The organism is Nostoc sp. T09 (assembly GCF_002154695.1).
Taxonomy (GTDB): Bacteria; Cyanobacteriota; Cyanobacteriia; order Cyanobacteriales; family Nostocaceae; genus Aulosira.
In genome coordinates, this window is record NZ_MTAV01000244.1 from 17,890 (window position 1) to 28,648 (window position 10,759).

A 10,759-nucleotide genomic window follows, 5' to 3' on the forward strand; every position below is an offset into this window, starting at 1 on the left:
AATTAATAAATTTTAGAAAAAATAGCGATCAAAGTTACAAAATAAATGGGAAGATCAAATGAAGACCTTCTTAGAGACGGAGCGCTTAATTCTGCGCCAATTTACAGAAGAAGATGCTGATAACTTATTTGAATTAGACAGCGATCCTGAAGTAGTCCGTTTTACAACGAATGCAGGTCAGCCTACTAATTACAAAGTTATTAAAACTCAAATTCTGCCATCATATTTTTCATACTATGAAAAATATAATAGTTACGGATGCTGGGCAGTGATTGAAAAGTCTACTCAAGCATTCATCGGCTGGTTTCTATTTAGACCTATAATACACGCATCTTACTTCAATCCGAAATTAGCGAATTCTAGTGATATTGAGCTAGGATATCGATTGCGAAAAGATGCTTGGGGAAAAGGTTATGCAACGGAGGTATCTAAAGCACTTATTACTAAAGGTTTCTCCGAGTTAGGAACGCAGCGTGTTTTAGCTGTTGCTTTAGCGGCTAATTCGGCTTCTATTCGAGTAATGGAAAAAATAGGCTTAAAACTGTATACAAGATTGATTTCTGAGTACAATAATCAAGATATTGTTATCTACGTTATCGATAAAGATTGCTTCAATATTGAAAAAAATATTGCTGCGTAGATAGTTAATTAAATTAAATTTGTGCTAGGTTTGTAACTGATTAAATTTAGATTTAATGAGCAATAATTTAGAGAAATAATATTATTTCTAATATTCATTGAAATTTTAGAGTTGCCAGAGATAAATAATGCAATCAACATCATCACAAACTAGTTTTAACCCAATAAAAGCTAAAAGACGGCAAGGTGTTAATCTCTCACAAGTAGAATTAATAAAAATAACGCCTTTGTTGCCTGATAATTCTTTGCCTTTGCTGTTACAGCCGACTATAGAAGGTATTAATTTAGTCAAATGGTCAGCAAGTAATCAGGAGTTAGTTGCCAACAATCTGTTGCAGCATGGAGGTATCCTGTTTCGCAATTTTGAGATTGAAAGTGTGCATGAATTTGAACAATTTATCCAGACAGTTTCTGGAGAGTTGCTAGAATATCGCGATCGCTCTTCACCTCGGAGCGCAATTCAAGGTAAAATATATACATCAACAGACTATCCAGCTAACCAAACAATTTTTCTCCATAGTGAAAATTCCTACGCAGCCTCTTGGCCGTTAAAAATTTTCTTTTACTGTGTTACACCAGCGCAGCAAGGTGGAGAAACACCCATTGCAGATACGCGCAAATTATTTAAACAGATTAACCCAAAAATCCGCGATCGCTTCATCGAAAAAGGAGTGATGTATGTCCGTAACTTTGGGGATGGTTTTGGTTTACCTTGGCAAACAGTTTTTCAAACTACCAATCCAGCCGAAGTAGAAATATTTTGCCGTAGTAATGGCATAGAGTTCGAGTGGAAAGAAGGGAACCGTCTGAGAACCCGCCAAGTACGACAGGCTGTTGCTATACATCCCAAGACTGGTGAATTAGTGTGGTTTAATCACGTAGCCTTCTTTCATGTCTCAACCTTAGAAGCAAACATCCGCGAAGCATTGTTAGCAGAGTTTTCAGAACAAGACCTGCCACATAATACTTATTACGGAGATGGTTCACCAATTGAACCTACCGTACTAGAAGAAATTCGCGCCGTTTACCAACAAGAAACCGTGATATTTCCTTGGCAAGCAGGAGATATTTTAATGCTGGACAATATGCTCACAGCACACGGAAGACAGCCATTTCTAGGACAGCGAAAAGTCGTAGTAGGAATGGCAGAACAATTCAGTAATCAAAATATTTAGTGCCAAGTACGGAGAATTAGAATGCTTGAGGAAATGCAGGGTTTTCGCCTCTCACCCCAGCAAAAACATCTGTGGCAATTACAAGAAACTGACAACTTCCCTTATCATTCACTGTGTGCGGTTTTGATAGAGGGAGATTTAGACATCAGCACCTTAAAACTAGCTTTAGAAAAAGTTGTCAATCGGCATGAAATACTCCGTACTAATTTTCATTGCTTGCCAGGGATGACAATCCCGTTTCAAGTAATAAAAAATAATGGTATTGCTTGGGGTGAGACCTACGACTTAAGCAGTTGTAGCCAACTAGAACAAGCAGAAATATTATCCAGCTTATTTGAGCAGCTAGGAAAACAACAATTTGATTTTGTTCAAGGCTCCTCACTTCGCCTATCTTTAATATCTTTATCGCCATCTAAATATGTTCTGCTCATCAGCTTACCAGCACTTTGTGCAGATGCGACAACACTAAAAATATTAGTACAAGAAATCAGTCTGTCTTATACAGCTTGCTTAGATAATGAAGAGTTAGAAAACGAACCATTACAATATGCAGATTTAGCTGAATGGCAAAATGAATTATTAGAAGGAGAAGATACAGAAGCGGGTAGAGATTATTGGTTGAAACAAGATATTTCCTCAATAACAGAATTAAAGCTGCCTGGCGAAGAAACTACATTTCAACAAATAGAATTTCTTCCGCAAACACAAACTTTTATAATTATTTCCGAACTGTTAGAAAAAATAGAAAAGTTTGTTCAGCAGCATCATACTTCTGTATCTGAGTTTTTATTAGCTTGTTGGCAGGTCTTACTGTGCCGTTTAACACAACAGCGAAACATAATTGTTGGCTTGGGTGTTGAAGGACGTAAATATCAAGATTTAAAAGCTGCTTTAGGCTTATTTACTCAATATTTACCAATAGATATTAAGTTACAAGCTGAATCTAGCATATTGGATATATTGCAACAAAATTATAACAATAAAAACAAAATTTATAAATATCAAGAATATTTTAACTGGGAACAAATAGCAGGGAATATTCCAACTGGTTTACGCTATTTTCCTGTATGTTTTGAGTTTGAAGAACAGGCAGAAAAGTATGTAGCATCTGATGTTTCGTTTTCTATTTATCAACAATATACTTGTATTAAGCGATTTAAAATTAAACTTGTCTGCCTTCACAGAAATCAAACAATAACCGCGGCATTTCATTATGACTCTAACTTATTTTGTCCAGAAGATATCCAACGTTTAGCTGAACAATTTCAGACATTATTAGCTAGTGCGATCGCCGAAGGCGGGGCTTCGCCCATCGCTAATGCAAATGCACCAATTAGTCAGCTAGATATTCTCAGCAATAACGAGAAACAATTAATTAACAAGGTAAATAAAACCAAGCAAGAATATCCTCAAAAGTGCATTCATCAACTGTTCGAGGAACAAGCTCAAAAAACGCCTAATAATATTGCCGTTGTCTTTGAAGACCAACAATTAACCTATCGAGAATTAAACCAACGCGCAAATCAACTAGCTCGGTACTTGCAAAAACAGGGAGTAGGAGCAGAGATACTGGTGGGCTTGTGCGTAGAGCGCTCCTTAGAAATGATTGTAGGACTTTTGGGTATTCTCAAAGCAGGTGCTGCATATATACCCTTAGATCCAGGATTGCCTACAGAAGTTTTGGCTGCACGTTTACAAGATTCTCAAGCCTCATTTCTTGTTAGTCATTCTTCAGTAGCACATAAATTTGAACCAATCACAACCATCTACTTAAATCAAGACTGGGAAGCGATCGCTTGTGAAAGTGATACCAATCCTAGCAGCAAGGTAACAATAGATAATCTAGCCTATGTGCTATTTACCTCCGGCTCTACAGGCAAAGCTAAGGGAGTTGCTGTTGAACATCAGCAATTATTCAATTACGTCAATGCCATCATCGAGAAGTTAAACTTAACAGAATGTACCAACTTTGCACTTATTTCCACCTTAGCTGCAGACTTGGGTAACACCGTTTTATTCCCTTCTGTCTGTACTGGCGGATGTCTTCATGTCATCTCCTACGAATGTGCAACTGACCCAACAGCATTCGCTGAATATTGCCGTAAGTATCCTATTGATTGCCTGAAGATAGTTCCTTCTCATATAAGCTCTCTTTTACTATCTTCTACACCAAAGTCGATTTTGCCGCGCCAGCGATTGGTTCTAGGTGGCGAAGCTGCTACTTGGCAGCTAATTGAGCAAATACAGAAGTATACTCCAGATTGTCAAATTTTTAATCATTATGGCCCTACAGAAGCCACTGTTGGTGTACTTACCCATTCAGTAGAAGATTGCAAAGAACTGTCGAGCAAAACCGTTCCTCTCGGTAAACCACTTGCTAACACACAGGTTTATGTGCTGGAAGAACAATTAAAACTAGCTCCTATAGGAGTCAAGGGTGAAGTTTACATTGGTGGTGCAGGGTTAGCTAGATGCTATCTGGATCAGCCCGAACTGACTGCTGTGAAATTTATTCCCAACCCATTCAGCGAAGAACCAGGAACAAGGCTGTACAAAACTGGTGATTTAGGACGTTATTTACCAGACAGCACAATTGAATTTCTTGGCCGCAGTGACTACCAAGTTAAAATACGAGGCTTCCGCATTGAACTAGCAGAAATCGAAGTGGTACTTTGCCAACATCCATTAGTGCGGGAATCTGTGGTTGTGGCGAGGGAAGAGGCATCTGGAGAAAAGCGATTAGTTGCTTATTTAGTGCCAAAAGATGAAAGTTTGTTGGAAAATGCCAAATTAAGCGATTGGCGCAGTTTTTTAACCGAAAAGTTGCCCGATTACATGGTGCCTTCCAGCTTTGTAATTTTGCCGACCCTACCTCTAACATCTAACGGTAAAGTCAATCGTCAAGAATTACCTGCGCCAGAAGAGGTACAACGCCAGATAAATGGAAAAATGCCTCGGACTCCTGTAGAAGAGGTAATAGCGGGAATTTGGTCACAAATTCTCAATCTTGAACAAGTTGGCATAGACGATAACTTCTTTGAACTAGGTGGACACTCATTATTAGCAACGCAAATTGCTTCTAAAATCCGAGAAGCCTTACAGGTAGATTTACCTCTGCGGAGTTTGTTTGAGTTGCCAACTGTGGCTGCACTAGCAGAACATATAGAAAAATTGCTCAAAGACAGCCAAGAACTGGAACTTCCACCCATTCAGAAAGTAGGAAGAGATAGACCATTACCACTTTCTTTCTCCCAAGCTAGGTTATGGTTTCTCGAACAGTGGCAACCAGGTAGTTCCTACTACAACTTCTCTATAGCCGTGCGATTGCAAGGGCTACTGAATATAGCAGCACTAGAGCAGAGCCTGAACGAAATTGTGCGCCGTCATGAAGCCTTACGAACAACCTTTACTGTTGTAGATGAGCAACCAGTTCAGAAAATTACGCCTACATGGAGTATAAGACTACCAGTTATAGATTTAAGAGAATTACCGCGAGACGCACGTATAGCAGAAACTCAACGGTTGGCTAAACTTGAGGCAAAACAGTCTTTTGACCTGACAAATGGGCCATTGTTAAACATCATCCTCTTACAGCAAGCGGAAGAGGAATATGTGTTGATTTTGACAATGCATCACATCATCTCTGATGCTTGGTCATCAGGTGTGATTGTACGCGAGTTAACTGCACTATACGATGCCTTCTGTACTGGCAAATCTTCCCCACTCCCAGAACTACCCATTCAGTACGCAGACTTTGCCGTTTGGCAAAGAGAATACTTGCAAAAAGAGAGATTGGCTTCCCAGATGGGCTACTGGAAGCAGCAACTGGGTGGTAATTTACCTGTATTACAACTACCTACCGACAGACCAAGACCAGCTATCCAAACTTCTAATGGTCAAAGACAGTCGTTTGAACTCTCCTCATCTTTAACCCAGGCACTCAAAACCTTGAGTCAGCAAGAAGGTGTAACGCTGTTTATGACCCTACTAGCAGCATTTCAAACTTTGCTCTATCGCTACACTGGGCAAGAAGATATCCTCGTCGGTTCACCCATTGCCAACCGGAATCGCAGCGAGATTGAAGGGTTGATTGGCTTTTTTGTCAATACCTTAGTGTTGCGAACTGACTTGTCTGGTAATCCCAGTTTCCGAGAATTACTCAAACGAGTCAGGGAAGTCACACTTGGGGCTTATACTCACCAAGATTTGCCTTTTGAGCAGTTGGTAGAAGAGTTACAACCAGAGCGTAACTTGAGCTATTCGCCAATATTTCAGGTAATGTTTGCCTTGCAAAATACTCCTATAGAAAAACTGAAGCTGCCAGGATTAACTATCAATTTAGAGGAAGTAGCTACTGAAACATCTACGTTTGATTTAACTCTACTTCTCAGGGAGACAAATAAAGGCTTGATGGGAGTATTTGAATATAATAGTGATTTGTTTGATACGGAAACAATTAGCAGAATACAGGGGCATTTTCAGAGATTATTGGAGGGAACTGTCGCTGGTTATAGCCAAAAAATATCAGATTTGCCTATATTAACAGTTGCAGAACAAAAACTTTTTAATGGCTTGAATCAGACAGGAGTAGCTTATACTTCTACTTGCATCCATCAGCTATTTGAGGCGCAAGTAGAACGAACTCCAGATGCTATAGCAGTAGTATTTGAGCAAGAGCAATTAACCTATCGAAAATTGAACCAGCGAGCCAATCAATTAGCCCATTATTTGCAAAAGCTGGGAGTAAGGCCAGAAGTACTGGTAGGGATTTGTGTCGAGCGTTCTTTAGAAATGGTGATTGGGATATTGGGGATTCTCAAAGCTGGTGGTGCTTACCTACCTCTTGACCCGGCTTATCCCCAAGAGCGTATTGCCTTCATGTTAGCTGATGCTAAAGTTTCCATTGCACTGACACAGCAAAAATTGGTAACAGAGTTACCACCAAATTCAGCCCAAATAGTTTGTCTGGATGATCCTAACTGGGAACTCATAGCCCAAGAATCTTCCGAAAATCTTCAGACCGAGGTTAGACCAGAAAATCTGGCTTATGTCATCTATACATCTGGTTCTACAGGTCAATCTAAAGGGGTGATGGTTCAACATAGCAGCCTTACAAATGCTTATTTAGGATGGGAAAAAGCTTATGAACTGCGAACATTTGCTACTTCCCATTTACAAATGGCTAGTTTCTCCTTTGATGTCTTTACTGGAGATTTAGTTCGCGCTCTTTGTTCAGGTGGTAAACTCGTACTTTGCCCCCGTGAGCTACTGCTGGAACCAGAAAAACTTTATGAGTTAATGCAGCAAGAAGAAGTCGATTGTGCAGAATTTGTACCAGCAGTATTAAGAAACTTGATTTTGTACTTAGAGCAGAACCAAAAACGCTTAGATTTTATGCGATTAATAATTTGTGGTTCTGATAGTTGGTACGTGCAGGAGTATGAAAAATTTCTTCAGTTTTGCGGCAGTTCAACCCGGCTAATTAATTCTTTTGGTATAACAGAATCAACTATTGATAGTACTTATTTTGAAACTCAGGCAATAGGTTTATCAGTTGAGCGACTAGTACCTATTGGTTCTGCTTTTGCTAACACACAAATTCACATACTTGATACTTATTTTCAGCCTGTACCTATTGGTGTCATCGGCGAAATTTACATAGGAGGTTCTGGTGTTGCTAGAGGTTATTTAAATCAGCCTGGTTTAACAGCTGAGAAATTTATTCCTAATTTATATAGTCAGAAGCCAGGAGACATCCTTTACAAAACAGGAGATTTAGGGCGTTATCTTCCTGATGGTAATATTGAATTAGTTGGTCGCATTGATAATCAAATCAAAATTAGAGGCTTCCGCATTGAACTGGGCGAGATTGAATCAGTATTAAACCAGCATCCAGATGTGCAAGCAACTGTAGTTGTAGTTAGAGAGGATAAACCAGGCGATCAACGCTTGGTAGCTTATGTAGTTCCTAACGCACAGAAGATACTGAATACTAGCGAAATCCGCAGTTTCTTACAAGAAAAACTGCCCAAGCATATGCTACCAACAGCATTTGTCTTTTTAGACAAACTGCCTTTAACTCCTAATGGCAAAGTTGACCGTCGTGCTTTACCTGCGCCTGGAAATATTAGAACAAACCTAGAACAATTTTTTGTCGCACCACGTAATTCAGTTGAGGAAGGCATAGCAGAAATCTGGCAGCAAGTTCTCGGTGTCGAACAAGTAGGTATAGACGATAATTTCTTTGAGTTAGGTGGACATTCATTATTAGCTACTCAAGTAATTTCTCGTTTGCGGAAAACCTTGGAGATAGATTTACCGCTACGCTATTTATTTGAGTACCCGACGGTGGCTGAACTAGCCAAAACTATCCAACAGACAACAAAAACTCAGTTAGGATTGAATATTCCTCCTATTCAACGCGTACACCGAGACGAGAATTTACCACTGTCGTTTGCTCAAGGAAGGCTATGGTTGCAAGAGCAACTTTACCCTGGTACTTTTACATACAATATATCGGCAGCTGTCCACTTTGCTGGATGCCTGAATGTGGCTGCATTAGAGCAGAGTTTAAATGAAATTGTGCAACGTCATGAAGCATTGCGTACTATTTTTTCTCTAGTAAATGGACAAGCATTTCAGGCGATCGCTCCAACTTTAACTATACAGTTGCCGATTATAGACTTGTGTCATGTACCAGCACCAGAACGTGGTGCAGAGGTGGAAAGACTTGCGATCGCAGAATCACACTACATCTTTGATTTAACTCAACTACCATTGTTGCGTTGTACTCTCCTACACCTGGGTGAGAACGAACATATTGTCTTGCTAACCATTCACCATATTGTTTCCGATGGTTGGTCAATGGGTGTGTTTATTCAAGAGTTAGCAACTCTCTACGCAACCTTCTGTGCAGGGGAAACATCACGATTACCAGAACTACCTATTCAATATGCAGATTTTGCTGTATGGCAACGTCAGTGGTTGCAGGGTGAGGTATTACAAACCCAACTCGACTACTGGCAGCAGCAATTACAGAACCTACCTATTTTAGAATTACCTACGGACTTTCCCCGACCACCAGAGCGAACTTTCCGAGGAGCAAAACAAACTCTGGTGTTAGATAACAGCCTATCCCAAGCTCTGAAACAATTGAGTACCGAAACTGGGGTAACGTTGTTTATGACTTTGTTAGCTAGTTTCCAAACTCTACTGCACTGGTACACAAATCAGGATGATATTGTGGTGGGTACTGATGTTGCCAACCGCAATCAAGCAGAGACAGAATCATTAATTGGATTTTTTGTCAATCAATTAGTATTACGTACTGATATGACAGGAAATCCCAGTTTTCGAGAGTTGCTAGAGAGAGTACGCGATCGCACTTTATCAGCCTACACACACCAAGATTTGCCCTTCGACAAATTAGTAGAAGCCCTCAATCCAGAACGGGATTTAAGCCGCGCACCTCTATTTCAGGTGAAATGTATTCTCCAAAATGCGCCCATGCCACCCTTAGAACTGCCTGGGTTAACACTCAGCCTGTTAGATATTGATAAAGGGGTTGCAGAGTTTGACTTACTTTTAATACTGACAGATACAGAGCAAGGATTGATTGCTGATTTGAAATACAGCACAGATTTGTTCAAAGCTGCTACTGTATCCCGATTGTTGAAAAATTGGGAAATTGTACTGAACACAGTCGTTAAACAGCCCAATATTTCACTTCAAGATATTAAAGCAATTCTAGAAGAAGCAAATCAGCAACATCGTCAAGCTCAAGCACAAGAATATCAAAATACTCTTGAGCGGAAATTTATGAAAGTCAAACGCAAATCAATTTCCGGGACAAATCCAGCCGCAGCAGAGTAAAAATCAGATCACATAAATTTTAGGATATAGTATGCAAAATTTAGGAAATATCAAACGCAAAGCTCTGAGTGTCTCAACAGAGAAATTAATTAAAACGGAATATTTACATTCTGGCACACCTTTTCCTCTAGTAATTAAACCTGCAATTAAAGGTGTAAACCTCGTTGACTGGGCATCACAAAACCGTAATTATGTAGAAAAAGAATTATTACAGCATGGTGCTATTCTTTTTCGTAATTTTAATGTCAAAAATCTAGTAGAATTTGAACAGGTAATAGTTGCAATTTGCGACGAAGCTCTAGAATATCGTTATCGAGCTTCACCGCGTACACAAGTTGGCGGTCGGATATATACTTCCACAGATTATCCAGCCGATCAAAGCATTTATCCTCATAACGAACACGCTTATTCTCCTAATTTTCCTTTGAAAATCTTGTTCTTTTGTCAAACACCGGCCGAACAAGGAGGGGAAACACCAATTGGTAGAACTCGCAATATTATGCAGCGTATTCAACCAGAAATTTTAGACCGCTTCATCCAAAAAAAAGTCATGTATATGCGAAACTTTGGGGATGGATTTGGTTTACCTTGGCAAACAGTATTTCAAACTGAAGACAAAGCTGGTGTAGAGGAGTACTGCCGTAATAATAATATGCAGTTTGAATGGAAAGAAGGCGACCGCCTGAGAACAAGACATATAGGTCCTGCGGTTGTTACTCATCCTCAAACTGGCGAAAAAGTATGGTTTAATCACGCTACCTTTTTTCATGTTTCGACCTTAAGTGAAAAAATTCGCACAGCATTAACATCGGGCTTTCAAGAAGAAGATCTCCCAACTAATACATATTATGGAGATGGCACTCCAATTGAAACTTCAGTTTTAGAACATTTGCGCGATGCTTATCAGCAAGAAATGATTAGCTTCTCCTGGGAAGAAGGTGATGTTTTATTACTAGATAATATGCTGGCTGTACATGGTCGTAATCCTTTTGCGGGACAGCGAAAAGTATTAGTGGGAATGGCAAAAGCAATTAACATCAAAAACGTTGAAATTTAAAGTTTGGGGTTTGATA

4 protein-coding genes are annotated in these 10,759 nt (G+C 39.6%); all 4 read left to right on the forward strand.

Going from position 1 to position 10,759, the window contains the following annotated elements:
* Window positions 1-58: 58 nt before the first annotated feature.
* On the forward strand, window positions 59-640 hold the full coding sequence (locus BV372_RS33465; protein WP_086691619.1) for a GNAT family N-acetyltransferase: 582 nt from the start codon (window positions 59-61) through the stop codon (window positions 638-640).
* Window positions 641-767: 127 nt separating this feature from the next.
* Complete coding sequence (locus BV372_RS33470; RefSeq protein ID WP_086691621.1) at window positions 768-1,814, forward strand: TauD/TfdA family dioxygenase; 1,047 nt, start codon at window positions 768-770, stop codon at window positions 1,812-1,814.
* A 21-nt stretch (window positions 1,815-1,835) separates the two neighbouring features.
* The gene (locus tag BV372_RS33475) at window positions 1,836-9,686 is read left to right on the forward strand and encodes an amino acid adenylation domain-containing protein (RefSeq protein ID WP_086691624.1); all 7,851 of its coding nucleotides are present in this window, start codon (window positions 1,836-1,838) and stop codon (window positions 9,684-9,686) included.
* Window positions 9,687-9,717: 31 nt separating this feature from the next.
* Window positions 9,718-10,743, forward strand: coding sequence for a TauD/TfdA family dioxygenase (locus BV372_RS33480; protein WP_086691626.1), 1,026 nt, complete (start codon window positions 9,718-9,720; stop codon window positions 10,741-10,743).
* Window positions 10,744-10,759: the final 16 nt, after the last annotated feature.

Excerpts from the sequence above, each read along its gene's own strand:
- BV372_RS33465 (WP_086691619.1), top strand. The coding sequence starts at position 59 with ATGAAGACCTTCTTAGAGACGGAGCGCTTAATTCTGCGCCAATTTACA.
- BV372_RS33470 (WP_086691621.1), top strand. The coding sequence starts at position 768 with ATGCAATCAACATCATCACAAACTAGTTTTAACCCAATAAAAGCTAAA.
- BV372_RS33475 (WP_086691624.1), top strand. The coding sequence starts at position 1,836 with ATGCTTGAGGAAATGCAGGGTTTTCGCCTCTCACCCCAGCAAAAACAT.
- BV372_RS33480 (WP_086691626.1), top strand. The coding sequence starts at position 9,718 with ATGCAAAATTTAGGAAATATCAAACGCAAAGCTCTGAGTGTCTCAACA.